Below are 26,316 nucleotides of genomic sequence, written 5' to 3'. Positions count from 1 at the left end.
TCTTGCTTATCTGAATGACTCAAATCATCACTCGCCGTTCAGGAGCGTTTATGAATTCAACCGCCCGTGACTTTTTAATGGTGGCGCGAACCCGAGGGCGCGAGCAGTTGCAGGACATTCTGCAAATCGGGCAGCTTACCGGACGGATAGCCAAGCTTGCACACATGCTACAACGTGAGCGCGGGGCTTCCAACATCTGGCTGTGTTCATCGGGCCACTTGTTTGGTGCCGAACGGCAGCGTTGTATGCAGGAAGTTGACCACGAACTGGGTCTTTTCAAACAGGCGATTGAGCAACCAGATTACCTACCCGGCAGTGCGCTGTTGGTCAGTCTGGCCTGCGCCCTGCATTACCTTGAGCATTTACCGGTGCTGCGAACAAATATTGCAGAGCACCAAATCACGCCGCTAAAGGCGATGGAGCAATTCAATATCACGCTGCGGCACTTGCTTAGTATTGTCCCCGAAACCAGCAACGTGGTGGACGATGCAGGCGTTGCTCGTACGCTTGCGGCATTGTTCAGTTTTATGCAGGGCAAAGAGTTTGCGGGGCAGGAGCGGGCGATTGGTGCACTCGGTTTTACGCAAGGGGAATTTAGCGACACGCTGCGCCAGCAATTGGTGGATCGTATTGATAGCCAGCAACGCTGTTTTGATGTGTTTTGCACCATGGCCGATGAACCGCAGCGCCTGCAATACCAGGCCTGTGGCGAACCGTGCCGGGAAACCGAGCAGCTCAGGCGCATGGCTTGTACTCGCCTCCCGGCTGATGGTGATAAGGCGCTGCTGGCATTACGCTGGTTTACGCTGTTAACCAGCAGAATTGATGCCTTAAAAGAAGTGGAGGATAAACTTATCGACGCGGTGATGGCGCAGGTGCAGCAGGCGCTTGGCCAGGTTTTACAGCAAACACCCCTTAACGATAACGAATTTGCTCACTGGGTTGCGGGGCGAGACGGCAACCACAGCGAGCACTATCTTGACCGCCATCTTCTGCCGCTGGTACGCCAGCAGGCCCAACAACTCGAAACCATGGCACAGCAACTGGCGTCGCTTCAGACCACGGTGGATGAGAGAAAAGTGATAGACCAGGCAAAAGCGTTGCTGATTTGCCATCAGGGATACACTGAAGAACAGGCCTGGCAAACGCTGCGCAAAATGGCGATGAACCAGAATAAACGCATGACAGAAGTCGCGAGCGCGATGGTTTCCGTAGCAGACATCTGGCAGCTACCTACTAAGGAGTAGTTGCACAAAGGGTGGGCATTTAGTGCGTTTTGGTGGTGCGAATGGCCACGTGTTTTCTCGCAAAAGCACGGATTCACAGGCTTCCCAAACTGGCACGCGAGTTGCAATAACCTATTGAATCTAACTTTTACCTGAATTGCGCCAATGGCGGTGTGCTTCAGGTTGGACAAAGGCGTCCCTCAATGTGCTGACCCACATTGATGGGCGCTTTTTTTACCTTTTATCAGGATGAAGCCGATGAGCAAAAAAACCATAACTTTGTCGCGCCGTCGATTTCTACAGGCGGGTGCTGTATTAGGCGGGGCGTATTTACTGCCGGGCATGATCAATTCCGTGTGGGCTGCGGGCAGCGATAAACCGGAACAAAGCACGGTAAAGGTCGGTTTTATCCCACTCACTGACTGTGCATCAGTGGTGATGGCCTCGGTAAAAGGCTTCGACAAAAAATATGGCATCTCGATTGTACCGAGCAAAGAAGCAAGCTGGGCGGCGGTGCGCGACAAAATGGTTTCCGGTGAACTTGATGCTGCCCATGTTCTGTACGGCCTGGTTTATGGTCTGGAGATGGGTATCGCCGGTAAACAACAGTCGATGGCGAACCTGATGACGCTTAACAACAACGGGCAGGCCATCTCCCTTTCGATGGATCTTGCAAAGCAGGGCGTGACGGATGCGCAAAGCCTGAAAAAACTCGTTGCCAGCAAAGAGCCGGGAAGTTTCACCTTTGCGCATACCTTCCCGACGGGTACCCACGCGATGTGGCTCTATTACTGGCTGGCACAGGCGGGAATTAACCCGTTTACCGATGTGCGCACCGTGGTGGTGCCGCCACCGCAAATGGTCATGAACATGCGCATCGGCAATATGCACGGATTTTGCGTCGGTGAACCCTGGAACCAACGGGCAATCAGCGACGGCATCGGCTTCACCGCTGCAACCTCGCAATCCATCTGGGCGGATCATCCGGAAAAAATCCTCGGTACCCGCAGCGCCTGGGTGGAACAAAACCCCAATACCGCACGAGCGTTAGTCGCCGCCATTCTTGAGGCATCGCGCTGGATTGATGCCAGCGACGACAACCGCCGCGAAACCGCTAATGTGCTCGCCGGGCGGGCGTACCTCAACACCAAAGCCGATTTCCTGACTGGGCGCATGCTCGGGCAATACGACAATGGCATCGGCAAGAAATGGCAGGACGACCACGCCATGCACTTTTTCCGCGACGGCGAAGTGACCTTCCCGTGGCTTTCTGACGGCATGTGGTTCCTGACCCAACACCGCCGCTGGGGTTTGCTGGACCACGACCCTGACTATCTTGCTGTCGCTCGCCGCATCAACCGTATCGACATCTATCAACAGGCTGCTAGCGCCGTGGGCAACATTTCTGTTCCCACAAGCCAGATGCGCACCAGCACCTTGATGGATGGCAGTACCTGGAACGGCAGCGACCCTGCCGCTTACGCCGCAAGTTTTGCCATTAAACGCTAAGGGGAATGAGATGAACAATTCTGCACACAAACCGCCCACCACGGCGCTTAGCGCCCCGGTTGGGGAAGTGATAACACTACCGCCCGTCACCGTTCGCCGCCGTAAACCACAATGGCGCCAGTTTAGCCTTGGCCTTTTTGAGCGCCTGATCCCCGCGGTTCTTGGTATGGGGTTACTGGTGGTGGCATGGCAAATCGCGGCGCTGAACAGCAAAGGTTTCCCGACGCCGCTACGCACACTGGAATCAGCCATTACGCTGTTTTCCGACCCGTTCTATAACGCCGGGCCAAACGACCAGGGGATTGGCTGGAACATTCTTGCCTCGCTCCAGCGTGTCGCCGTTGGGTTCGGCCTCGCCGCCATTGTCGGTATACCGGCAGGCTTCCTGATTGGTCGCTTTACCTTCTTAGCCCGCATGTTTAACCCGATTATCTCGCTCTTGCGCCCGGTCAGCCCGCTGGCCTGGCTGCCGATTGGTCTGCTGCTGTTTCAAAAAGCGGAGCCTGCCTCGAGCTGGACCATTTTCATCTGCTCAATCTGGCCGATGGTGATTAACACCGCCGAAGGGGTAAAACGCATTCCGGACGACTACCTCAACGTGGCCCGGGTACTGAAACTTTCCGAATGGACGGTGATGCGGAAAATTTTGTTCCCGGCGGTTTTGCCCGCGGTATTAACCGGTGTGCGGTTATCTATCGGCATTGCGTGGCTGGTGATTGTCGCCGCCGAAATGCTGACCGGCGGCCTGGGCATTGGCTTTTGGATCTGGAACGAGTGGAACAACCTCAACGTCGAAAACATCCTCATCGCGATTGTGATTATCGGCGTGGTCGGGCTGCTGCTCGAACAGGGTTTAATGCTGCTGGCGCGTCGCTTCAGCTGGGAAAAATAAGGGGAAACCAATGAAGAAGATCATCCAGGTTCAGAATGTCAGCCAACGTTTTTCCACTGCCAGTGGCGAATTTTTAGCACTCAGTAACGTCAGTTTTGATATCGCTGAAGGGGAAACCATCAGCCTGATAGGGCACTCGGGGTGCGGGAAATCAACACTGCTTAACCTGATTGCCGGGATCACCTTGCCCTCTGAAGGCGGACTGCTTTGCGACAACCGCGAAATCGCCGGGCCGGGGCCGGAGCGCGCCGTAGTGTTCCAGAACCATTCACTGCTGCCATGGATGACCTGCTTTGAAAACGTGGCCCTGGCGGTGGACCAGGTTTTTCGCCGCACCATGAACCGCGCCGAGCGCCGTGAATGGATAGTTCACAACCTCGAACGCGTGCAAATGGGCCACGCGATAAACAAACGACCCGGTGAAATCTCCGGTGGCATGAAACAGCGTGTCGGCATTGCCCGCGCGTTGGCGATGAAACCGAAAGTGCTGCTGATGGACGAGCCGTTCGGGGCGCTGGATGCTTTGACGCGCGCCCATTTGCAGGATGCGGTAATGCACATTCAGCAAGAGCTGCACACCACCATCGTGCTGATCACTCATGACGTTGATGAAGCCGTTTTGCTCTCCGATCGCGTGCTGATGATGACCAACGGCCCGGCGGCCACGGTAGGTGAAACGCTGCATGTCGATTTGCCGCGCCCGCGCAACCGCGTCGAACTGGCAGAAGACAGCCGTTACCACCATTTGCGCCAGCAGGTGCTGCGTTTCCTGTACGAAAAGCAGCCGAAGGCTGCCTGAGGAACGGCTCATGAAGCAACGTCTGATTGTTATCGGCAACGGCATGGCGGCAATCCGCCTGGTGGAGCAAATTGTGGCGCGCGCAGCGGGGCGATTTTCTATCACCCTTTTTGGTGAAGAGCCCGCCCTGAGCTACAACCGCATTTTGCTCTCGCCGGTACTTGCCGGGGAAAAAACTGCCAGTGCAACGCAATTACACACTGCGGCCTGGTATCGTGCCCATGATATCGAGCTGTTAACCGCTGAAGCGGTGTTGGACGTTGATACAAAGCGCCAGATTGTGCGCTCGGCAAAGCGTGCGCTTGAGTACGACGAACTGGTTTTCGCCACCGGCTCACGCCCGTTTATTCCGCCAATAGACGGCCACACATTGCCCCACGTTCACGGCTTTCGCACGCTGGCTGATGTTGACGCCATTCTTGGTGGCGAAGGCGATGCCGTAGTACTTGGCGGTGGTTTGCTGGGTGTGGAAGCTGCTGCTGCATTGTGCGCCCGGGGTATTCCCGTCACTCTGGTGCACCGCCAGCCGTGGCTGATGGATATTCAGCTTAATCAACAGGCGGGCGTGCTGCTTGAGGAACATCTCGCGCAAAGGGGGATTTCATGCCAGTTAAATTGCGGCATTCAACGCATTTCTGATGCCAGTGTGACGTTAAGCAACGGCGAGGTACTACCTGCCGGGCGGGTGATTATCGCCACGGGTGTGAAGCCGAATATTACTTTGGCACAAGAGTCTGGAATTGCCTGTCAGCGTGGAATTACCGTCGATGCGCAACTGCGCAGTGCAACACTGCACGTCAGCGCATTGGGTGAATGTTGTGAAATTGATGGGCAGACATGGGGCCTGGTGGCGCCATGCCTGCAACAAGCCGATGTATTAGCCGCTCGCCTGTGCGGAGAAATCAGTAATGACTTCCACTACCTAGATCGTGGCACACGCCTGAAAGTGAGCGGCATCCCGCTATTTTCCGCAGGCGACATCCGCGAGCAGCCAGATACGCGTGTTCTTACCGCTTTTGATCCCCTGACAAAACATTATCGCTGCCTGTATCTGCGCGGTGACAGGTTGCTTGGCGCGTTACTACTTGGGGATATCACACCCGCCAACGCGCTGACCGACATTTTACTCAACGCGGCACCCGTTACGCCTGGCGTGCTGTTTGATGAATATCACTCTGATGAGCAGCCGCCGGCTGCCGGAAATGACGACATGACAAAAGAAACGCTGGTAGTAATTGGTCACGGCATGGTCGGGCACCATTTTCTGGAGCAGTGCGTGGCACTGCAACTGCATAAGCGCTACCACATTGTGGTGTTTGGTGAAGAGCGTTATCCGGCCTATGACCGCGTCCATCTGTCGGAATATTTTGCCGGGCGCAGTGCTGACTCACTCTCGATGGTGCAAGGAGATTTCTTTAACGAACACGGCATTGAACTTCGTTGTAACAGCAAAATCGTGGCGGTTGATCGCCAGCAACGCCTGGTGCGTGACAATGACGGGCGCGAGACTTACTGGGACAAATTAGTGCTGGCGACAGGCTCATTTCCGTTTGTGCCCCCTGTGCCGGGGAACGATCTTGCTGGCTGTTTTGTTTACCGCACGCTCGACGACCTCGATGCCATCGCGCAATGTGCCCGCAATGCCACGCGCGGGGTGGTGATTGGCGGTGGGTTATTGGGGCTGGAAGCCGCCAATGCCCTTAAACAGCTGGGGCTGGAAACCCATGTGGTGGAGTTCGCGCCCAACCTGATGGCAGTGCAACTCGATAATTCCGGGGCCGCGATGCTGCGCGAGAAAATCAGCGATATCGGCGTTCAGGTGCATACCAGTAAAGCGACAACAGCGATTACCGATGCTGACGGTTTGCAACTCAATTTCGCCGATGGAGAAACGCTCAGCACCGATTTAATCGTCTTTTCAGCCGGTATCCGCCCGCAAGATGCGCTGGCGAAAACGTGCGGCCTGGCGCTTGGCGAACGTGGTGGCGTGGTGATTAACGACCAGTGCCAGACCAGCGATAGCGCAATTTATGCCATCGGTGAATGTGCTCTGTGGGAAGGGAAAATCTTTGGTCTGGTCGCACCGGGCTACCAGATGGCGCGTGTTACGGCGGCAACGCTTGCCGGGCAAGAAACGGCTTTTCGTGGTGCGGATATGAGCACCAAACTCAAATTGCTCGGCATTGATGTGGCGTCATTTGGCGACGCTCACGGGCGCACACCCGGCAGCCAGAGCTATCAGTGGACTAACGGGCCACAACAGGTCTACAAAAAAATCGTGGTGTCTGCCGATAATAAAACACTCCTTGGCGGCGTACTGGTGGGCGATAGTCAGGAATATGCCACGCTGCTGCAAATGATGCTCAACGGCATGGCGTTGCCCGCGCAACCAGAAAGCCTGATCCTGCCTGCGTCGGCTGGTGGTGCGCCGAAGGGGCTGGGCGTGGCAGCACTCCCCGATAGCGCGCAGATTTGTTCATGCCATAACGTCAGCAAAGCGGATATTTGCTCTGCCGTGAGCAACGGTGCGGGCGACATGGGCGCCATTAAAACCTGTACCAAAGCAGCAACGGGCTGTGGCGGCTGTTCGGTGCTGGTGAAACAGGTGATGGAATACCAGTTGCAAGAGCAGGGTGTGGAGGTGAAAAAAGACATCTGCGAACACTTCCCGTTCTCGCGTCAGGAAATCTACCACCTGGTGCGCGTTAACCATATCCACAGTTTTGAACAGCTGATAAGCCGTTACGGTCATGGTCACGGCTGTGAGATTTGCAAGCCACTGGCAGCCTCGGTGCTGGCTTCGTGCTGGAACGAGTACCTGCTCAAACCGGCACATCTCCCGCTTCAGGACACCAATGACCGCTATTTCGCGAATATCCAGAAAGACGGGACTTACTCCATTGTGCCACGTGTACCTGCCGGGGAAATCACGCCGGACGGGTTGATTGCCATCGGGCAGGTGGCAAAACGCTACCAGCTGTACAGCAAAATTACCGGCGGCCAGCGCATCGACCTGTTTGGCGCACGCCTCGAAGAACTGCCCGCCATTTGGGAGGAACTGGTCGCGGCAGGCTTTGAAACCGGGCACGCCTACGGCAAATCGTTGCGTACCGTGAAGTCTTGCGTGGGGTCAACCTGGTGTCGCTACGGCGTGCAGGATTCTACCGGCCTGGCGATTGAGCTTGAGAACCGCTACAAAGGTTTGCGTGCCCCGCACAAAATCAAAATGGCAGTCTCCGGTTGCACCAGAGAATGCGCCGAAGCACAGAGCAAAGACATCGGTGTGATTGCCACTGACAAAGGCTGGAACCTCTATGTTTGCGGTAACGGCGGCATGAAACCACGCCACGCCGATCTGTTTGCCAGCGATCTCGACCGTGAAACGCTTATCCGCACAATCGACTGCTTGCTGATGTTTTACATCCGCACCGCCGACCGTTTGCAGCGCACCAGTACCTGGATGGATAACCTCGAAGGGGGCATTGAATATCTGCGTGACGTGGTTCTCAACGATAGCCTGGGCCTTGCCGATGAACTGGAAAAAGAGATGGTGGCCGTAGTGGACACTTACCAGTGCGAATGGCAGACCACGCTTAACAGCCCCGATCGCCTTGCGCTATTTCGTTCTTACGTCAACAGCGAACAGCCGGATGAGGCGGTCCAACGCCAGACGCTGCGCGGGCAGTTGCAGCCGGTAAATGAAGTGGTGCAACACCAGACGGTCGTCCCCGTTAAACCCTGGCACGCGGTGTGTGATATCAGCGCCATTCCTTTGCAGGCAGGCATTGGCGCGCGTTTAGGCGAGCTGCAAATCGCACTGTTCCGCTTTGGTGATACGATTTATGCGCTTGATAATCTTGAACCGGGCAGCGATGCCAACGTACTTTCCCGAGGAATAGTGGGTGACGCTGCGGGCGAGCCGATTGTGATTTCCCCGCTCTACAAACACCGTATTCGCCTGCGTGACGGGCGCACGCAGGACGGGGAGCAGGCTGTTCGCGCCTGGCCGGTGAAAGTAGAACAAGGCACCGTGTGGGTGGGGAGTCAGGCGCTTATCTTGCGTGCGGAGGCATCATGAATACGGTGGTGCGCTCTACTTGCCCTTACTGTGGTGTCGGGTGCGGGGTTGAAGCCCGGCCAGCAGTCAACGGCGGCCACGAGATTACCGGTGATAAACAGCACCCGGCAAATTTTGGGCGGCTGTGCGTCAAGGGAGCAGCGCTGGGGGAAACACTCGGTCTGGAAGGGCGTTTGCTTTATCCCGAAGTGGACGGAGAGCGCATGACCTGGAACGCTGCGCTCGATGAAACGGCCAGCCGCCTGCAGGCCATTATTGATGAGTTCGGCCCAAAAGCGGTGGCGTTTTATGCGTCCGGCCAGTTGCTGACCGAGGACTACTACGCGGCCAATAAACTGATGAAGGGGTTTATCGGGGCGGCCAATATCGACACTAATTCACGGTTGTGTATGTCGTCGGCGGTGGTGGGTTACAAGCGGGCATTGGGTGCGGACTTTGTGCCTTGTAGCTATGAGGACCTGGAGCAAACCGACCTGGTTGTGCTGGTGGGATCGAATGCTGCATGGGCGCATCCGGTGCTGTATCAACGCCTGGTGCAGGCAAAAAAACTGCGCCCGCAGATGAAAGTGGTGGTTATCGACCCACGCCGTACCGCCACCTGTGAAATTGCCGATTTGCACCTGGCGTTGCGCCCCGGAAGCGATGCAGGGCTATTTGTCGGGTTACTGAATTATTTGCTGCAACAACAGCCGTTAATGACTAACCGCTTCGACGGGCAAAGCGATGCAACAACCCTGGCCGCAGGCTGGAGTCTGGCGAAATGTGCCGATTTTTGCCAGCTCGAAAGCGCTGCGGTGCAGACATTCTGGCAATGGTTTGCCAGCACTGACCGTGCCATGACGCTCTACACCATGGGCATCAACCAGTCATCAAGCGGCAGCGACAAATGCAACGCCATCATTAACGTGCATCTGGCGAGTGACAAAATTGGGCGGCCAGGCTGCGGTCCTTTTTCGCTGACCGGGCAGCCAAATGCGATGGGCGGGCGTGAAGTGGGCGGACTGGCAAATCAACTGGCCTGCCATATGAATTTCGAGTCTGCGGATATTGCCCGTCTGGGGCGCTTTTGGGGCAGCGAACGCATTGCGCAAACGCCAGGATTGATGGCGGTTGAACTGTTCGAGGCGATAGCGCGTGGCGACGTGAAAGCGGTGTGGATTATGGGCACCAACCCGGCGGTGTCGCTACCGGATAGTTCCCGCGTGGCGCAGGCACTGGCGAGTTGCCCGCTGGTGATCATCTCCGATGTCGTGCGCAATACGGACACCTCGCGCTTTGCCACAGTCAGGTTCCCGGCGCAGGCCTGGGGGGAGAAAAACGGTACGGTAACTAACTCGGAGCGCCGTATTTCACGCCAGCGTGGGTTTTTACTCTCGCCAGGCGAAGCCCGTGCCGAGTGGTGGATGATTTCGCAAATCGCCCGTCGCCTGGGATACGCAGAAGCCTTTAGCTGGCAGCACGCTCATGAAATTTTCTGTGAACATGCCGCGCTCTCCGGATATGAGAATAATGGCACCCGTGCCTTTGACATCAGTGGCCTGGCACACCTGAACCTCGAACAATATGACGCGTTAGAACCGGTGCGCTGGCCTGTAACCACAGCCAGTGCCCCGGCATTCAAAAGCTGGCGCGCCAACGGTAAGTTTCAACTTGTCCCCGTCGAACCGGAGTTGCCTGAGGCCACCGCCGACCATCGTTATCCATTGATACTGAATACCGGGCGCATCCGCGACCAGTGGCACACGATGACGCGCACTGGCGGTGTGCCACGGCTAATGCAGCACATCAATATGCCGCTTATCGACATTCACCCACACGATGCAAAACGTTACGGTGTCACTGAAGGCGATCTGGTACGAATCGCCTCGCGCCAGGGCGGGATGGTGGCGCGTGTACAAGTGAGCGACAGCCAGTTGCCGGGAAATGTGTTTGCTCCGATGCACTGGAACCAGCAATTCTCGCGACGAGGCCTGGTCAATGGACTGGTGGCAGGGGTTTGCGACCCGCATTCCGGGCAGCCAGAAAGTAAACAAACGGCGGTGCGCATTCAGCGCTGGCAGCCTGCGTGGCGTGGGGAGATCTTCGCTCGTGAAAAGATTGAATTTACCGATGAAATTCAGTGGTGGCGGCAGACTTCACATGGCGTGCAGCACTTTGTTTGTGCCGCCGAAAACCTGCCAGCAGCATGGGCTGAAACCTTAACCGCAGGCCGGGGCTGGCAATTGCAGTATGCTCGCGGTGACGGCGATTTTTACCACCTGCTTGCCTGGCACAATGGTGAGCTACAGCTGGCATTTTATGCAGCAAAAGGGTGGCCTGATATCAACACCAGTGCGGTGGTTTCCGCCTTTGAAAGTGCGCCGACAACCGCCGCCAGCCGTCACCTGCTATTAGCCGGGAAATCGGCAGGTGTGCAAAGAGATGCAGGTGCAACCGTGTGCAGTTGTTTTGGCGTAGGGGAGAAAACGATTCTTTCGGCAATCGCAACGGGTTGCCAGTCAGTCGGGCTGCTGGGTGAAAAATTACGTTGTGGCACCAACTGTGGTTCATGCATTCCTGAACTCAGGGCATTAATCGCTAAAGCGGCCAAATAACGGCTTAATATTCACCGGACAAATCTGTGTTTGCCAGTTTGGGAATGATTTGCTGTGGCGTGATGTTATAATTTCCAGATGTTTAGAAAAGCCGTTCCATTTTTTACCCTGTCTTATGTACTCCTCAGCGCAGGAGGGGCTGCCAGTACCCGGCAGACTTTTATCGAGAAAGCCGAAAACCCTTTCGACCAGAGAACTGAACAACTGCCCGATTTGGGTCTTGCGCCGGAATCCGACGCTGCGGCGCGTGAAATCGCCGCTATGGCGAAGAAATTCGGTGAAGACAGTATGGTCGATAACGGGCTGGATACTGGCGAACAAGCGCGGATGTTTGCCTTCGCGCGTTTGCGTGATGTGCTGGCTGATAAAGTGACCAGCGAAGCCGAGTCACTGCTGTCGCCGTGGGGGAAAGCCAGTATCAATTTGCTGGTGGATGAGCACGGTAACTGGGACGGTAGCAGCGCCTCGCTGTTTACACCGTGGGAAGATAACAACCGTTATCTGACCTGGAGCCAGGTGGGATTTACGCAGCGCGACGACAGTGCAATTGGTAACCTGGGCGCCGGGCAACGCTGGGTGGCGGGCAACTGGCTGCTTGGTTACAACGCCTTTTATGACAATCAACTCTCCAGCAATTTACAACGTGCAGGGTTCGGGACCGAAGCCTGGGGCGAATATTTGCGCCTGTCGGCAAACTATTACCAACCGCTCTCTGGCTGGCAGTCAGGAAACAGTGAAACGCTCGAGCAGCGCCTGGCGCGGGGCTATGACATTACCGCGCAGGCGTGGCTGCCGTTTTATCGACATATCAATACCAGCCTCAGTTTTGAGAAATACTACGGTAACAGTGTGGATTTGTTTGATAGCGGTACCGGTTATCGCAACCCGGTGGCGGTAACTATGGGACTCAGCTACACGCCGATCCCGCTGCTGACGCTTACCGCGCAGCATAAACAGGGGGAAAGCGGCGTTTCGCAGGATAATCTTGGTCTGAAGCTGAATTACCGTTTTGGCGTCCCGGTGGCAAAACAGCTTTCTGCCGCCGAAGTGGCGACCACCAGTTCATTACGCGGCAGCCGTTATGACAACGTGGAACGTGATTCTCTGCCGGTGATGGAGTATCGCCAGCGCAAAACTTTATCGGTGTTTCTGGCGACGCCGCCTTGGGAACTGCACGCGGGCGAAACCGTGGCGCTTAAGCTGCAAATCCGTGCCAGCCACAAGATTCGCAATATTACCTGGCAGGGCGATACCCAGGCGTTAAGCCTGACGCCGCCTGCGGATAACCGCGACACCAGCGGTTGGAGCATGATCATGCCGATGTGGAACGAAAACGGCCCGAATGAATATCGTCTTTCGGTGGTGATTGAGGATGATAAAGGCCAGAAGGTGACGTCGAACTGGATTACGCTGAAACTGGCGGAGCCGCTGGTGGTCAGCCCTGTGGACGATCCGCGTTATGAGTTGTTGCCTGAATAGCAGATAGTGTCGGATGTCGCTTACGCTAATCCGACCCTATTGATCATCAGAAAATCCGATCCTGATGCACCCAGACTGCCGCTTCTACGCGGGACTTAAGCTTCATCTTCTTGAGCAAATGCTTAACGTGTACTTTCACCGTGCTTTCGGTGATATCAAGGCGACGAGCAATCATTTTGTTCGGCAAACCCTGGGCGATAAGTTTGAGAATATCGCGTTCGCGTGGTGTCAACAGGTTCACGTCACGATCGGAAGTGGCACGGTTGGCGCGCAAACTTGCCGCCAGCACGGGCGTTAACGCCTCGCTCAGTACCATCTCTCCGGCAGCTGCTTGTTGCAGCGCTTTGAGCAAATCTTCTGGTTCCATATCCTTGAGCAGATAACCATCCGCACCGCGTTTCAGCGCCGTGACCACATCTTCTTCGTGGTTCGATACGCTGAACACCACAATACGGCCTGACAGCGGTTTCTCACGCAGGCAATCGAGCGTTTCCAGACCGTTCATCCCCGGCATATTCAAATCCAGCAGGATTAAATCCGGGTCGAGTTCCTCGGCAAGCAGTACGCCTTGCTCTCCGTTGCCCGCTTCGCCGACAACCGCCAGTTCCGGCGCCATACTGATGAGCTGCTTAACGCCAGTGCGCAGCATGGGATGATCGTCGATCAACAAAATGGTCGAGGCTTCCGGGTTACTCATGATTGGCTCCAGTGGTTATTTCGGGGATAAAGCTGACGATGACTTCGGTGCCGCCGCCGGAACGTGTTCGCACCTGGCAATCGCCTTTCAGGCTTTGCGCGCGGTCACGCATAATAATTAATCCGTAATGGTTACGGCGGTCACCGTTGTCGGGAATACCCCGACCGTTATCCCATATGGTTAAGGTAATTTGGTTTTCATGGTAAATCACGCTGGCCCCACATGCGGTTGCGCTTGCGTGTTTCAGGCTATTGTTCAGTGCTTCGCGAGTGATTTGCACCAGATGAATAGCCTGATGCGACGGGACAAGGCGCGGTGGAACCTGGTAATTGAGGTTCACCGGGAAGCCGAGCTTTTCACTAAATTCACGGCAGCTTGCTTCAAGCGCGGGGCGCAGCCCAGGCTCGGTTAATTGCAGGCGGAAGGTGGTCAGTAATTCGCGTAATTGCCGCCATGAGGTGTTGAGTTCGCTGCGCATCTGGCCGAGTAACGTCTGCGTTTGGGCAGGCAGTGTCTCGCCCTGCATTTGCATACAGCTGACCTGCATTTTCAGGCAGGAAAGGGACTGTGCGATGGAGTCGTGTAATTCGCGGGCAATGGCTGAACGCTCTTCCATCACCACCAGTTGCTGCTGGCGTTCGTACTGCCGCTCAAGCGCCAGCGTGGCGGTGAGCTGTTCCATCAGCGTTAAGATCAGTTGCTGTTGATCGTGCGTCAGGCTACGGCCGAGCGGCAACTGGGCGAGCACCAGGCCATATTGGATATGGTTGTCGGTTAAACGCCATTTTTGCGCGGTGGTTTCACCCGCCTGCAAAGCGGGTCCACGCGGGCAGAGGTTACACCCGCTGGCTTCGCAACTGCTGTCAGGTTGGTAGGTATACTCTTCGTAATTCTCTTCGTCTTCATACTCATAGACCCGCAGCTCAATGTTACGCAACGGTGTCAAATGTTGTAATTCACTCAGCACCGGAGAGAGCCGCTGGCACAGGGGGGCCTGCGAATGCAAACGGCGGTTAGCCTGATACAAAAAAGAGAGGATCTGGTTTTTTTGCTCCAGCCCGGCGGTTTTCTCACGCACGCGCTGCTCAAGGCTGGCGTAACTTTCGGCCAGCTCCTCAGACATGCTGTTCAGGGCAATGCCGAGCGTTGCCATTTCATTACGACCACGTACATTCACGCGATGGGTGAAATCCCGTTGACCGATGGCCTGCGCCATTGCCAATAACTGCTGCCAAGGGCGTAAAAGCCGTTTGCGTAACCAGATGACGGTGAAAATAATCAGTAACCCCATCAACACCGCCATGCCAAGTTGCAGCTGGATAATTCGATGCAGGCGCAGTTCGGTGGTGTGATCAAAGGTGGTCACCAGTTGGTCGATGCGTTCGACAAAACCCGCCACGTGTGGTTTCACCTGGTCGGTGTTTTTCGCCCGTCGCAGCGCAGGCTCTAACTCTTCGCGCCAGTAATGTTGTAGCGCGGCTAACTTCTCTTGCTGACCGTCCTGTTCGGCTGCTTCTTTTAAATCCGCACTCCAGGTGGTTTGCTCCATCTCATCAAGCAGGACGTTATCTTTTTCGTTAAGCGGGATGGCGGCCAGCAGGCGATAGCTTTGCATGCGCATCGAACCGGCTTTATTGATAGCGTGCGCGTTTCCCTGAATACCTTGTGCCAGCCAACCCGCAAGACTCATACCCGCGACACCCAGCAGCGCCAGCAACAGCACAATTAATGCCAGCTGGTTGAACAAAGTGAGGGGAGAGAGCAGGCGTTTTAGCATCGACAGGTGAGCTCCGGAGTGTGGAAAAGCATGTAGCGGGTATTCTCAGACATCCCCTGGAGTATACCCATACCCCTTAAGGATTACCCACTAATTGCCAGAAGTGGCATATTGCGGAGTAAGGTGGCTAACACCTGTAGTCAGCCGTGTGAAAAACCACACTATTTTCATATTTTCGCCTTACCCCCAAAGAATGACGGTGATTTTTTAACCGTTATTCAGATGGTTTATCCCTTGATTCACATCAATTTTTATTATTGATTACCCCCTACTGTGGCGGCAATTACTCATACTTTTTTGAGGTGTTTATGTCACAGTCACCCGATAGTCGCTCAAAAACGGGATCGCTCATTACCGAATGGCGACCGGAAGAACCTGCATTCTGGCAAAGCAAAGGCCATGGTATTGCCAGCCGCAATTTATGGATTTCCGTTCCTTGTTTGCTGCTGGCATTCTGCGTATGGATGCTCTTCAGTGCGGTTGCGGTAAACCTCAATAAAGTGGGGTTTAGCTTCACCACTGACCAACTCTTTATGTTAACCGCGCTGCCGTCTGTTTCCGGCGCATTGTTGCGTGTGCCTTACTCCTTTATGGTGCCGGTATTTGGCGGCCGCCGCTGGACGGCATTCAGCACCGGGATTCTGATTATCCCTTGTGTGTGGTTGGGTTTTGCGGTGCAAGACCCATCAACATCATTTAGCGTGTTTATCATCATTGCATTGCTGTGTGGTTTTGCGGGCGCAAACTTTGCTTCCAGTATGGCGAACATCAGCTTCTTCTTCCCGAAGGCGAAGCAGGGTGGAGCGCTGGGTATCAACGGCGGCCTGGGTAATCTCGGTGTGAGTGTTATGCAGTTGGTTGCACCACTGGTGATTTCACTTTCCATGTTTGCTGTGTTCGGTGGCATAGGTGTTGAGCAGGCCGACGGCACTATGCTGTTCCTGGAAAATGCGGCGTGGGTATGGGTACCACTGTTGGCAATCTTTACCGTTGCAGCCTGGTTTGGAATGAACGACCTGGCAACGTCCAAAGCTTCTTTAAAAGAGCAGTTGCCGGTTCTTAAACGTGCGCATTTGTGGATTATGGGTGTGCTGTATCTGGCGACCTTCGGTTCATTTATCGGTTTTTCTGCCGGTTTCGCGATGCTGACGAAAACCCAGTTCCCGGATATCAATATTCTGCACTTCGCCTTCTTCGGCCCGCTGTTTGGCGCGCTGGCGCGTTCGGCGGGTGGGGCCATTTCCGACCGCTTTGGTGGGACACGTGTTTCCCTGCTGAACTTCATCTTTATGGCGATTTTCAGTGCGCTGCTGTTTACCACGCTGCCACACAATGGCGTGGGCGGTAACTTTATTGCCTTCTTCGGCGTATTCCTGATGCTGTTCCTGACGGCCGGTTTGGGGAGTGGTTCTACCTTCCAGATGATCTCCGTTATCTTCCGCAAGCTGACCATGGACCGCGTGAAAGCGCAGGGCGGCACAGAAGAGCGTGCATTGCGTGAAGCGGCAACCGATACCGCCGCAGCACTGGGCTTTATCTCGGCAATAGGCGCAATTGGCGGGTTCTTTATTCCGAAAGCATTTGGTACATCCCTCGCGCTAACCGGTTCGCCTGCGGGCGCAATGAAAGTGTTCCTCGTGTTTTACATTGTTTGCGTAGTGATTACCTGGGCTGTTTATGGCCGGAAGTCATCGAAATAAGTTTTGACCATTTTGGTTATCCCTTGCGCGACTTCGGTTGCGCTTTTTTTTGTCTCTAATTCCCCCTCGAACCACCTTTATTCTGAGAGAAACCTCACATTTAGAATAACTACCCCACCAGACACCATTGTCACATTCGTTGGCTAAGAGTACCGTGACGACAAATCTGGTTTAAACCAAATGGATTAAAACATGAAAAGCCACTCCACTGTAGAGACAGCAAAAGAGATGCTCAATGACTGGCTGAGCAAAGGGGTCGTCCAGCCGGGCGGTAAATTACCTTCCGAACGTGAGCTGGAAGAATTACTGGGCATCAAGCGCATGACACTGCGACAGGCGTTGCTGTTTCTTGAAGGGGAAGAAAAGATCTTTCGTAAAGATCGTCGCGGCTGGTTTGTGGCCTTGCCGTGTTTCAAATACACCCCGAACACTTCGACCAGTTTTAAGCAAGCAGCTCTGGAGCAGGGGCGTTTGCCGTCCTGGGGCTTTCTGGAAAAAGAACGGGTTTACACCGCAGAACCCGAAATTTTGTCGCAGCTGAATGTAAAAGACGGTGATGAAATCTACAAAATCTGCGGTTGGGGAGCGCTTGATAACCATAAAGTTTTCTATCACGAAACCTTTATCAACGCGCAGTCCGCTCCCGGTTTTATCGACAAATTAGGCGATCGTTCTTTTGTTGATGTGTGGCAAGAAGCCTTCGGCAAAAGCTCGCACACGCAGCATTTAGCGTTTAAACCGACACGACTTTCGGCAGGCGCTTGCAAGGGGATGGGCGGCACGGCGGGGACTCCGTCTATCCGGGTTGAAAAATACCGCGCCGACGAAGCCGGGCAAGTTATTCAGGTTGATATCGAATATTGGCGTTTTGAATCAGTAGAGTTTTATATCGATTTATAGGAGTTTCCATGAACAACATCCAGGCTACAAAAATTGTCGATCGCGCTGCAAATTTGCCGCTGTATCTGCATGCCTATGCGTTTCATTTAAACATGCGTATGGAGAAGATTCTGCCGGAAGACTTGCTGGATATTGCCAGCCAACAGCAACTGAAAGGGGTGAAAATTCATGTTGTGGATGGAGAAAGCCAGTCTTTAAGGCATGCCAGTGATGAGCGGCTTGCGAATTTTGCAGATAAATCGCGCCAGTTGGGGTTGGATGTTCACATCGAAACCAGCGCCTCAGATGCCCGAACCATTGATGAGGCCGTGAGAATTGCGCTGAAATCGGGTGCGACTTCGGTGCGGTTTTATCCGCGCTATGAAGGGACACTTTCTGAGGTAATGGAAATCATTGCCCAGGATATTCAATACATTAAAGCGAAATACCAGCATAGCGGGCTGACATTTACGCTTGAGCAACACGAAGATTTGCAAAGCCACGAACTGGTGAAGCTGGTTCAACAGGCTGACTTTCCACAGCTTTCCCTGCTGTTTGACTTTGCCAACATGATTAATGCCAACGAAGAGCCGCTTGACGCGCTGGCGGTGATGGGAAAAGAAGTCACTCAGGTGCATATCAAAGATGCGTTAATCAATCACGAAGGTGAAGGGCGCGGGCATACAGCCTGTATTTCTGGGGAAGGTGAATTACCGTTTAAAGAGTTATTACTGCAATTAATTTGTCTGGGCGAAGATAAACCGCAAGTCACCGCATTCGGTCTGGAAGAAGAAGTGGATTATTACGCTCCGGCATTTCGTTTTACCAACGAAGATAAAAACCCGTGGATTCCATTGCGCCAGATGAGTGAAACCCCGTTGCCAACCTCCGGACTGGAAGAAAGATTAAATAAAGAAATTGACGACGCTATGAATCAAATAATGCATGTGCGTAATATTCTTGGCGATCTTCATAAAGATGCTGTAGCTATTTTAAGATAATAATTAATCCAAAACATTTAAATTCAGCTGTCTCACCTTTCGTGAGGTCACTGTGCTCTCAATATAATAATTAATTCCGCTAATTCAGGGGTGGGGTGTCTTATGCTATCCAAAAAAAGATGGACTATATTTAGCTTGTTGGTTCTGTGCGGTGGCACAATATATAAATTACCGTCATTGAAAGACGCATTTTATGTTCCTATGCAGGAGTATTTTCACCTGACCAACGGTGAGATTGGTAATGCGATGTCGGTTAACTCCATTGTCACGACCATTGGTTTCTTCTTATCAATTTACTTTTCTGACAAATTACCGCGCCGCTTTACCATGTCGCTTTCACTGATTGCGACGGGCCTGCTGGGGATCTACCTTTCTACCATGCCGGGCTACTGGGGGATACTTTTTGTCTGGGCGTTGTTCGGCGTGACCTGCGACATGCTCAACTGGCCGGTTTTGCTAAAGTCGGTGAGTTTGCTAGGCAACAACACTCAACAGGGGCGCTTGTTTGGCTTCTTTGAAACCGGGCGAGGGATTGTCGATACCGTTATCGCTTTTAGCGCCCTGGCGGTGTTCACCTGGTTTGGCAGCGACTATTTCGGGTTTAAAGCCGCAATATTGTTTTACTCTTTCATCGCAATTCTGGTCGGAGTGGTTATTTTCTTTGTATTAAAAGAAAGCCCGGAAGAACAAGTGGCTAAACAAGAGAAAGCAGAGAAAAAAGAAGCTAATCCAGGTCTGGGTAATGTATTAAAAAACAAAACCGTCTGGTTAATCGCATTTAGCGTGTTCTGTGTTTATGCGGTGTATTGTGGACTGACATTCTTTATTCCATTTTTAAGAAATGTTTATGCTCTACCGATTGCATTGGTAGGGGCATATGGGATTATAAATCAATATTGTTTGAAAATGGTAGGCGGCCCTATTGGTGGTTTAATTGCTGACAAGGTTTTAAAGTCTCCCAGCCAGTATTTGTTCTATACCTTTATTATTAGCGCTCTGGCGTTGGTTGCCTTGATATTATTGCCGCATGAACAAATGCCTGTTTATTTAGGCATGGCCTGTACCCTGATGTTTGGCGCGGTCATTTTTACTCAGCGAGCGGTATTCTTCGCCCCTATCGGTGAGGCGGGAATCAGTGAGAAAAACACCGGTGCGGCAATGGCGTTGGGAAGTTTTATCGGTTATGCCCCAGCGATGTTCTGCTACAGCTTGTATGGCTACATCTTAGATACCAACCCAGGGTTATTGGGCTATAAAATCGTGTTTGGTTTGATGGCTGTTTTCGCCTGCGCCGGGATTGTGATTTCGGGCCTGCTTATCAAAAACATTCGTGCGCAGCGCAAAACTGAACCGCTAACCTCTGTCTGATTGTGACACCATTCAACATGGGGCTTCTCTGAAAGGGGATGCCCCATTTTTGGTTTCACGCCCTCCATCTTGGCAGAGTTACCCCTTAATACCCAGTCGCCCTGATTTCTACTCCTTACCGAATGTAGAGAACAGATATTTTATTTATATATCAGTTAATTAACTATCAATTCTCGATTGCCACTTTGGTGGTATACCGGCTTTTCGCGTGCAAATCTTCCTCCGCCCCAGTTGATCGTTATCAATTCTCCCTTCATATGCGCGAGTTACCGTGCCGCCATCGTTAGTAATGTCGTTTTCATAAGATAGAGCCTCCAGGCTCCACATCAGGAGAACCCCGATGAGCAAATTTCTTGACCGGTTTCGTTACTTCAAACAGAAGGGCGAAACTTTTGCCGATGGACATGGCCAACTGCTCGATACCAATCGTGATTGGGAAGAAGGTTATCGCCAGCGTTGGCAGCACGATAAAGTGGTTCGTTCCACTCACGGTGTAAACTGCACGGGCTCCTGTAGCTGGAAAATCTATGTTAAAAGCGGCCTGGTGACCTGGGAAACGCAGCAAACCGACTACCCGCGTACCCGCCCGGATATGCCAAACCATGAGCCACGCGGCTGCCCACGCGGCGCAAGCTACTCCTGGTATCTCTACAGCGCCAACCGCCTGAAATATCCATTGATGCGCAAGCGCCTGATCCAACTTTGGCGTGAAGCGAAAACCCTGCATGAAGACCCGGTCGATGCCTGGGCTTCCATCATCAACGACGCGGAAAAAGCCAAAAGCTATAAACAAGCCCGTGGTCGCGGTGGTTTTGTCCGTTCAAGCTGGGTTGAAGTAAACGAACTGATTGCCGCAGCAAACGTGTTTACCGCAAAAACCTTCGGCCCGGACCGTATCGCGGGCTTCTCGCCGATCCCGGCGATGTCGATGGTTTCTTACGCGTCAGGTGCACGTTACCTTTCCTTGATTGGCGGGACTTGCCTGAGCTTCTACGACTGGTATTGCGATTTGCCGCCAGCGTCACCAATGACCTGGGGCGAGCAGACGGACGTGCCGGAATCTGCCGACTGGTATAACTCCAGCTACATCATCGCCTGGGGCTCTAACGTTCCGCAGACCCGTACACCAGATGCCCATTTCTTTACCGAAGTGCGCTACAAAGGCACCAAAACCGTAGCGGTGACGCCGGATTACGCTGAAATCGCTAAATTATGCGATCAGTGGCTGGCACCAAAACAGGGTACCGATGCCGCGATGGCACTGGCGATGGGCCACGTGATGCTGCGTGAATTCCACCTCGATAACCCAAGCCAATACTTCACCGATTATGTACGCCGCTACACCGACATGCCAATGCTGGTGATGTTAGAGGAGCGTGAAGGGTTCTACGCCGCAGGCCGTATGTTACGTGCCTCTGACCTGGTGGATGGTCTTGGCCAGGAAAACAACCCGCAGTGGAAAACGGTGGCGATGGATAGCCAGAATGGCGAACTGCTGGCACCAAACGGTTCCATCGGTTACCGCTGGGGCGAGAAGGGCAAGTGGAACCTCGAACAGCGTGATGGCACCAGCGGTGAAGAAGCCGAATTGCGCCTGAGCCTGCTGGGCAGCCACGACGAAGTGGCAGATGTTGGCTTCCCATATTTTGGTGGCGAAAGCACTGAACACTTCAGCAACGTTAAACTTGATAACGTGCTGATGCACAAACTGCCGGTGAAACGCATTCAACTGACTGACGGTTCCACCGCACTGGTGACCACCGTTTATGACCTGACGCTGGCGAACTACGGTCTTGATCGCGGCCTGAATGATGAAAACTGCGCGACCAGTTATGACGATGTAAAAGCGTATACCCCTGCGTGGGCTGAGCAAATCACTGGTGTTTCTCGCCAGAACATCATCCGTATTGCGCGTGAATTTGCCGATAACGCTGATAAAACCCATGGCCGCTCGATGATTATCGTCGGTGCCGGGATGAACCACTGGTTCCACATGGACATGAACTACCGCGGTCTGATCAATATGCTGATCTTCTGCGGTTGCGTCGGCCAAAGCGGCGGCGGCTGGGCACACTATGTCGGCCAGGAAAAACTGCGCCCACAAACCGGCTGGACACCACTGGCGTTCGCACTCGACTGGCAGCGCCCGCCGCGCCAGATGAACAGCACTTCGTTCTTCTATAACCACTCAAGTCAGTGGCGCTATGAGTCGTTGACCGCGGAGGAATTGCTTTCCCCGCTGGCGGATAAATCCCGCTATAGCGGCCACCTGATTGACTTTAACGTGCGTGCTGAACGCATGGGTTGGCTGCCATCTGCACCACAGCTCAATACCAACCCGCTGACCATCGCGAAGCAGGCGAAAGCGGCGGGCATGAGCCCGGCTGATTTCACCGCACAGCAACTGAAAAGTGGCGATATTCGCTTCGCCGCAGAACAGCCGGATGCGGGCAATAACCATCCGCGCAACTTGTTCGTCTGGCGTTCAAACCTGCTGGGTTCTTCCGGTAAGGGCCACGAGTACATGCTCAAATATTTGCTCGGTACAGAGAACGGTATTCAGGGTAAAGATCTGGGCAAAGAAGGCGGCGTGATGCCGGAAGAAGTCGAGTGGGTAGATAACGGGCTGGACGGCAAACTGGATCTGGTGGTGACACTGGACTTCCGCCTGTCGAGCACCTGTCTGTACTCCGATATCGTGCTGCCAACGGCCACCTGGTATGAGAAAGACGATATGAATACGTCGGATATGCATCCGTTTATTCATCCGCTTTCTGCAGCCGTTGACCCAGCCTGGGATTCAAAAAGCGACTGGGAAATCTATAAAGCCATCGCGAAGAAATTCTCCGAAGTGTGCGTGGGGCATTTAGGCAAAGAAACCGATGTGGTGACGCTGCCAATTCAGCACGATTCCGCCGCAGAACTGGCGCAGCCGTTTGGCGTGATGGACTGGAAAAAAGGCGAATGTGATCTGATTCCAGGCAAAACTGCCCCGCATCTGGTGACGGTTGAGCGCGATTACCCGGCGACCTACGAGCGTTTCACCTCGGTTGGTCCGTTGATGGAAACCATCGGTAACGGCGGGAAAGGTATCGCGTGGAACACGCAGTCTGAAATGGATCTGCTGCGTAAGCTCAATTACACCAAAACCGAAGGCCCGGCAAAAGGCCAGCCGATGATTAACACGGCTATCGACGCCGCAGAAATGATCCTCACCCTGGCACCTGAAACTAACGGCCAGGTTGCCGTTAAAGCCTGGGCGGCGCTGAGCGAATTTACCGGTCGTGACCACACGCACCTGGCGCTTAATAAAGAAGATGAAAAGATTCGCTTCCGCGATATCCAGGCGCAGCCACGCAAAATCATCTCCAGCCCAACCTGGTCGGGTCTGGAAGATGAACACGTTTCCTACAGCGCCGGTTATACCAACGTTCACGAACTGATCCCGTGGCGCACGCTGTCAGGCCGCCAGCAGCTTTACCAGGATCACCAGTGGATGCGTGATTTTGGCGAAAGCCTGCTGGTGTACCGTCCGCCGATTGATACCCGCTCCGTCAAAGGTGTGATGGGTAAAAAATCCAACGGTAATCCGGAGAAGGCGTTGAATTTCCTGACGCCGCACCAGAAATGGGGCATTCACTCAACCTACAGCGACAACTTGCTGATGCTGACGCTGTCGCGCGGCGGGCCGATTGTCTGGATGAGTGAAATCGACGCCAAAGCGTTGGGTATCGTCGATAACGACTGGATTGAAGTGTTCAACAATAACGGTGCTTTGACCGCGCGTGCGGTGGTGAGCCAGCGTGTGCCGGAAGGCATGACCATGATGTACCACGCGCAGGAACGTATCGTGAATCTGCCGGGTTCTGAAATTACCGGTCAGCGTGGTGGTATCCATAACTCGGTCACCCGTATTAGCCCGAAACCGACGCATATGATTGGCGGTTACGCGCAACTGGCGTACGGCTTTAACTACTACGGCACAGTCGGTTCAAACCGTGATGAGTTCGTGGTGGTGCGTAAGATGAAAGACATTAACTGGTTAGACGGTGAAGGGCGTGACCAGAAACAGGAGAGCGTAAAATGAAAATTCGTTCACAAGTCGGCATGGTGCTGAATCTTGATAAATGCATCGGCTGTCACACCTGTTCTGTGACTTGTAAAAACGTCTGGACCAGCCGCGAAGGGATGGAGTACGCGTGGTTCAACAACGTAGAAACCAAACCAGGAACCGGCTACCCAACTGACTGGGAAAACCAGGAAAAATGGAAGGGCGGCTGGATCCGTAAAATCAACGGCAAACTGCAACCGCGCATGGGTAACCGCGCGATGTTGCTGGGTAAAATCTTCGCTAACCCGCACCTGCCGGGTATCGACGATTACTACGAGCCATTCGATTTTGACTATCAGCATTTGCATAACGCGCCAGCAGGCAAACATCAGCCGATTGCGCGCCCACGCTCGCTGATTACCGGCCAACGGATGAACAAAATCGAAGCTGGCCCGAACTGGGAAGACGATCTGGGTGGCGAGTTTGAAAAGCTCTCCAAAGACCAGAACTTCCAGAACATGCAAAAGGCGATGTACGGCCAGTTCGAAAACACCTTTATGGCGTACCTGCCACGCCTGTGCGAACACTGCCTGAACCCGGCGTGTGCGGCGACGTGCCCGAGCGGTGCCATTTACAAGCGTGAAGAAGATGGCATTGTGCTGATTGACCAGGACAAGTGCCGCGGCTGGCGCATGTGCATTACCGGTTGCCCGTACAAAAAAATCTACTTCAACTGGAAGAGCGGTAAATCTGAGAAGTGCATCTTCTGTTATCCGCGAATCGAAGCGGGCCAGCCAACGGTGTGTTCTGAAACCTGTGTGGGCCGTATTCGTTACCTCGGTGTGTTGTTGTATGACGCTGATGCCATTGAACAGGCGGCGAGTACCGAGAACGAGAAAGATCTCTACGAGCGCCAGTTGGGTATTTTCCTTAATCCGAATGACCCAGCGGTTATCGAGCAGGCACTGAAAGATGGCGTGCCGCGCAGTGTTATTGACGCCGCACAACAGTCGCCAGTTTATAAAATGGCGATGGACTGGAAGCTCGCTCTGCCGCTGCACCCGGAATACCGCACGTTGCCGATGGTCTGGTATGTACCGCCGTTATCGCCAATTCAGTCTGCGGCTGACGCGGGTGAATTGCCGCATACCGGGATCCTGCCAGACGTAGAAAGCCTGCGTATTCCGGTGGAATACCTGGCGAACTTGCTGACGGCGGGCGACACCGCTCCGGTGCTGCGTGCGCTCAAACGCATGATGGCAATGCGCCATTACAAGCGCGCTGAAACAGTCGAAGGGGTTGTTGATACGCGTGCGCTGGAAGAAGTTGGGCTGACGGAAGCGCAGGCACAGGAAATGTATCGCTACCTGGCGATAGCCAACTACGAAGATCGTTTCGTGGTGCCATCAAGCCATCGCGAACTGGCGGCAGATGCCTTCCCGGAAAGCAAAGGTTGTGGTTTCAGCTTTGGTGACGGTTGCCACGGTTCTGACAGCAAATTCAACCTGTTCAATAGCAAACGTATCGACGCGATTGATGTGTCCAGCAAAACGGAGCCAAAACCATGATTGAACTTCTGGTGATTTCCCGTCTGCTCGAGTACCCGGATACTGCCTTGTGGCAGCACCAACAGGAATTGCGCGATGCGTTAGCCGAGGGTGGGGCGCTTAATTTGCAACAGGCCGCACAGCTTAATAATTTTATTTCGACGCTGTGTGGCGGTGATTTATTAGATGCGCAGGCAAACTACAGCGAGCTGTTCGATCGTGGTCGTGCCACTTCTATGTTGTTGTTTGAACATGTCCACGGGGAATCCCGTGACCGTGGCCAGGCGATGGTCAACTTGATGAACCAGTATCAGCAGGCTGGAATGGAAATCGATAGCCGTGAGCTGCCGGACCATTTGCCGCTGTATCTGGAATATCTGTCCCAGCGTGAAGAAAGTGAAGCGCGAGGCGGTTTGCAGGATGTGGCACCGATTCTGGCTCTGCTGGCGGCACGCCTTAAGCAGCGCGAAAGCGTTTATGCGGTGTTGTTTGATGTGCTGCTTGGCCTATCGCAAAGCGATGTGGCGGTGGAAAGCGTGAGCCTGCAAATCGCGAACGAAGCGCGTGATGATACGCCGCAGGCGCTGGATGCAGTATGGGAAGAAGAGCAGGTGAAATTTGTGGCGGACGCAGGGTGTGGTGAGTCTGAAATCAGCAGCCATCAGCGTCGTTTTGCCGGGGCTGTCGCTCCGCAGTATTTGAATATCGGAGGACAGTAA

Annotated in this window: 16 protein-coding genes; 14 read left to right on the top strand and 2 right to left on the bottom strand. The window is 53.9% G+C overall.

Going from position 1 to position 26,316, the window contains the following annotated elements:
- The first annotated feature begins 50 nt into the window (after positions 1 to 50).
- The 7 genes from AC0IXI_RS13665 to AC0IXI_RS13635 all read left to right on the top strand — a co-directional run bounded on the left by AC0IXI_RS13665 (position 51) and on the right by AC0IXI_RS13635 (position 12,577).
- The gene (locus AC0IXI_RS13665; RefSeq protein ID WP_134182995.1) at positions 51 to 1,247 is read left to right on the top strand and encodes a nitrate regulatory protein; all 1,197 of its coding nucleotides are present in this window, start codon (positions 51 to 53) and stop codon (positions 1,245 to 1,247) included.
- 237 nt (positions 1,248 to 1,484) lie between these two features.
- Positions 1,485 to 2,735, top strand: coding sequence for a CmpA/NrtA family ABC transporter substrate-binding protein (locus AC0IXI_RS13660; protein ID WP_471682603.1), 1,251 nt, complete (start codon positions 1,485 to 1,487; stop codon positions 2,733 to 2,735).
- A gap of 10 nt (positions 2,736 to 2,745) precedes the next feature.
- The gene (gene ntrB, locus AC0IXI_RS13655) at positions 2,746 to 3,627 is read left to right on the top strand and encodes a nitrate ABC transporter permease (RefSeq protein WP_134182991.1); all 882 of its coding nucleotides are present in this window, start codon (positions 2,746 to 2,748) and stop codon (positions 3,625 to 3,627) included.
- Positions 3,628 to 3,637: 10 nt separating this feature from the next.
- Positions 3,638 to 4,426, top strand: a complete 789-nt coding sequence (locus AC0IXI_RS13650; protein WP_134182989.1) for an ABC transporter ATP-binding protein — start codon at positions 3,638 to 3,640, stop codon at positions 4,424 to 4,426.
- 10 nt (positions 4,427 to 4,436) lie between these two features.
- Positions 4,437 to 8,504 carry a nitrite reductase large subunit NirB gene (nirB, locus tag AC0IXI_RS13645; protein WP_471682602.1) on the top strand — a complete coding sequence of 1,356 codons (4,068 nt, stop codon included), beginning with the start codon at positions 4,437 to 4,439 and terminating at the stop codon, positions 8,502 to 8,504.
- Complete coding sequence (locus tag AC0IXI_RS13640; RefSeq protein ID WP_134182985.1) at positions 8,501 to 11,098, top strand: nitrate reductase; 2,598 nt, start codon at positions 8,501 to 8,503, stop codon at positions 11,096 to 11,098. The genes nirB and AC0IXI_RS13640 overlap by 4 nt, the downstream gene beginning before the upstream one ends.
- 78 nt (positions 11,099 to 11,176) lie before the next feature.
- Positions 11,177 to 12,577, top strand: coding sequence for a YchO/YchP family invasin (locus AC0IXI_RS13635; protein ID WP_471682601.1), 1,401 nt, complete (start codon positions 11,177 to 11,179; stop codon positions 12,575 to 12,577).
- 46 nt (positions 12,578 to 12,623) lie between these two features.
- Here AC0IXI_RS13635 and narL read toward each other — a convergent pair whose 3' ends face one another.
- Positions 12,624 to 13,274, bottom strand: coding sequence for a two-component system response regulator NarL (gene narL, locus AC0IXI_RS13630; protein WP_064518454.1), 651 nt, complete (start codon positions 13,272 to 13,274; stop codon positions 12,624 to 12,626).
- Entirely contained in the window at positions 13,267 to 15,051 is a 1,785-nt protein-coding gene (gene narX, locus AC0IXI_RS13625; protein ID WP_471682600.1) for a nitrate/nitrite two-component system sensor histidine kinase NarX, read from the bottom strand. The genes narL and narX overlap by 8 nt, the downstream gene beginning before the upstream one ends.
- A 308-nt stretch (positions 15,052 to 15,359) precedes the next feature.
- Between narX and AC0IXI_RS13620 the strand changes: the two genes are divergently transcribed.
- The 7 genes from AC0IXI_RS13620 (at position 15,360) to narJ (ending at position 26,316) form a co-directional block, all read left to right on the top strand.
- Positions 15,360 to 16,751 (top strand): NarK family nitrate/nitrite MFS transporter, encoded by a 1,392-nt coding sequence (locus AC0IXI_RS13620; RefSeq protein ID WP_471682599.1) that lies wholly within the window; start codon positions 15,360 to 15,362, stop codon positions 16,749 to 16,751.
- A gap of 192 nt (positions 16,752 to 16,943) precedes the next feature.
- Positions 16,944 to 17,651 carry a GntR family transcriptional regulator gene (locus tag AC0IXI_RS13615; protein WP_064557994.1) on the top strand — a complete coding sequence of 236 codons (708 nt, stop codon included), beginning with the start codon at positions 16,944 to 16,946 and terminating at the stop codon, positions 17,649 to 17,651.
- A gap of 8 nt (positions 17,652 to 17,659) precedes the next feature.
- Entirely contained in the window at positions 17,660 to 18,631 is a 972-nt protein-coding gene (locus AC0IXI_RS13610) for a sugar phosphate isomerase/epimerase family protein (protein ID WP_064518461.1), read from the top strand.
- Between the two features lie 102 nt (positions 18,632 to 18,733).
- Positions 18,734 to 19,999, top strand: a complete 1,266-nt coding sequence (locus AC0IXI_RS13605; RefSeq protein ID WP_471682598.1) for an MFS transporter — start codon at positions 18,734 to 18,736, stop codon at positions 19,997 to 19,999.
- Positions 20,000 to 20,339: 340 nt separating this feature from the next.
- On the top strand, positions 20,340 to 24,086 hold the full coding sequence (locus AC0IXI_RS13600; protein ID WP_471682597.1) for a nitrate reductase subunit alpha: 3,747 nt from the start codon (positions 20,340 to 20,342) through the stop codon (positions 24,084 to 24,086).
- Complete coding sequence (gene narH, locus AC0IXI_RS13595; RefSeq protein ID WP_134182971.1) at positions 24,083 to 25,618, top strand: nitrate reductase subunit beta; 1,536 nt, start codon at positions 24,083 to 24,085, stop codon at positions 25,616 to 25,618. Before AC0IXI_RS13600 ends, narH begins: the two co-directional genes overlap by 4 nt.
- A complete protein-coding gene (gene narJ / locus AC0IXI_RS13590; RefSeq protein ID WP_471682596.1) occupies positions 25,615 to 26,316 on the top strand; it encodes a nitrate reductase molybdenum cofactor assembly chaperone in 702 nt (233 codons plus the stop codon). The genes narH and narJ overlap by 4 nt, the downstream gene beginning before the upstream one ends.

It is taken from the genome of Buttiauxella sp. AC038 (assembly GCF_979253565.1).
The sequence above is the reverse complement of the archived record's forward strand: the minus strand, read 5'-3'. Positions and strand labels throughout refer to the sequence as shown.

What these genes read in the sequence shown, in the direction of transcription:
- AC0IXI_RS13665 (WP_134182995.1), top strand. Translation starts at nt 51, where the DNA reads ATGAATTCAACCGCCCGTGACTTTTTAATGGTGGCGCGAACCCGAGGG.
- AC0IXI_RS13660 (WP_471682603.1), top strand. Translation starts at nt 1,485, where the DNA reads ATGAGCAAAAAAACCATAACTTTGTCGCGCCGTCGATTTCTACAGGCG.
- ntrB (WP_134182991.1), top strand. Translation starts at nt 2,746, where the DNA reads ATGAACAATTCTGCACACAAACCGCCCACCACGGCGCTTAGCGCCCCG.
- AC0IXI_RS13650 (WP_134182989.1), top strand. Translation starts at nt 3,638, where the DNA reads ATGAAGAAGATCATCCAGGTTCAGAATGTCAGCCAACGTTTTTCCACT.
- nirB (WP_471682602.1), top strand. Translation starts at nt 4,437, where the DNA reads ATGAAGCAACGTCTGATTGTTATCGGCAACGGCATGGCGGCAATCCGC.
- AC0IXI_RS13640 (WP_134182985.1), top strand. Translation starts at nt 8,501, where the DNA reads ATGAATACGGTGGTGCGCTCTACTTGCCCTTACTGTGGTGTCGGGTGC.
- AC0IXI_RS13635 (WP_471682601.1), top strand. Translation starts at nt 11,177, where the DNA reads ATGTTTAGAAAAGCCGTTCCATTTTTTACCCTGTCTTATGTACTCCTC.
- narL (WP_064518454.1), bottom strand. Translation starts at nt 13,274, where the DNA reads ATGAGTAACCCGGAAGCCTCGACCATTTTGTTGATCGACGATCATCCC.
- narX (WP_471682600.1), bottom strand. Translation starts at nt 15,051, where the DNA reads ATGCTAAAACGCCTGCTCTCTCCCCTCACTTTGTTCAACCAGCTGGCA.
- AC0IXI_RS13620 (WP_471682599.1), top strand. Translation starts at nt 15,360, where the DNA reads ATGTCACAGTCACCCGATAGTCGCTCAAAAACGGGATCGCTCATTACC.
- AC0IXI_RS13615 (WP_064557994.1), top strand. Translation starts at nt 16,944, where the DNA reads ATGAAAAGCCACTCCACTGTAGAGACAGCAAAAGAGATGCTCAATGAC.
- AC0IXI_RS13610 (WP_064518461.1), top strand. Translation starts at nt 17,660, where the DNA reads ATGAACAACATCCAGGCTACAAAAATTGTCGATCGCGCTGCAAATTTG.
- AC0IXI_RS13605 (WP_471682598.1), top strand. Translation starts at nt 18,734, where the DNA reads ATGCTATCCAAAAAAAGATGGACTATATTTAGCTTGTTGGTTCTGTGC.
- AC0IXI_RS13600 (WP_471682597.1), top strand. Translation starts at nt 20,340, where the DNA reads ATGAGCAAATTTCTTGACCGGTTTCGTTACTTCAAACAGAAGGGCGAA.
- narH (WP_134182971.1), top strand. Translation starts at nt 24,083, where the DNA reads ATGAAAATTCGTTCACAAGTCGGCATGGTGCTGAATCTTGATAAATGC.
- narJ (WP_471682596.1), top strand. Translation starts at nt 25,615, where the DNA reads ATGATTGAACTTCTGGTGATTTCCCGTCTGCTCGAGTACCCGGATACT.